General features: G+C 49.7%; 1 protein-coding gene. It reads right to left on the reverse strand.

The features are described from left to right. Positions 1–396 (reverse strand): hypothetical protein (locus tag F8C76_RS19295; RefSeq protein WP_211372191.1); only part of this gene is annotated, 396 nt, incomplete at both ends.

A 396-nucleotide genomic window follows, 5' to 3' on the forward strand; every position in this document is an offset into this window, starting at 1 on the left:
ATTTTGGCGGCACCAATAAAGGTCTTCCCGCGCCCCTGCATTTCCATCACGCTAAAGCCGACGCCCAAATGACGGGATTCGTCGTCATTGATTTTTTCAAAGGCCTGATGACAAATCGGGTCTTTTACGGTCTCCAGCAGGAAGGTACACAAGGCACCATCCAGAGCAATTTCTAGCATCGGCACCATTGTGCCCAACACATAAATCGGCATCTCATCGCTGTAACGATCCAGCCACTCAATCGCCAATCGTAAGTTGATATTAGGTTCGGGAATACCTTCTCCCTCGAGCATCCCCCAACGTTTCATCAGTGCCATTTCGACATTGGCATGGCGCTGCTCTTCCGCGTGAAAGTAGGTATAGATTTGACGCAAGGTTTCTGTGGGCGCTTTCTTA

This window comes from Flagellimonas olearia, assembly GCF_009184425.1.
Classification (GTDB): Bacteria; Bacteroidota; Bacteroidia; order Flavobacteriales; family Flavobacteriaceae; genus Flagellimonas; species Flagellimonas olearia.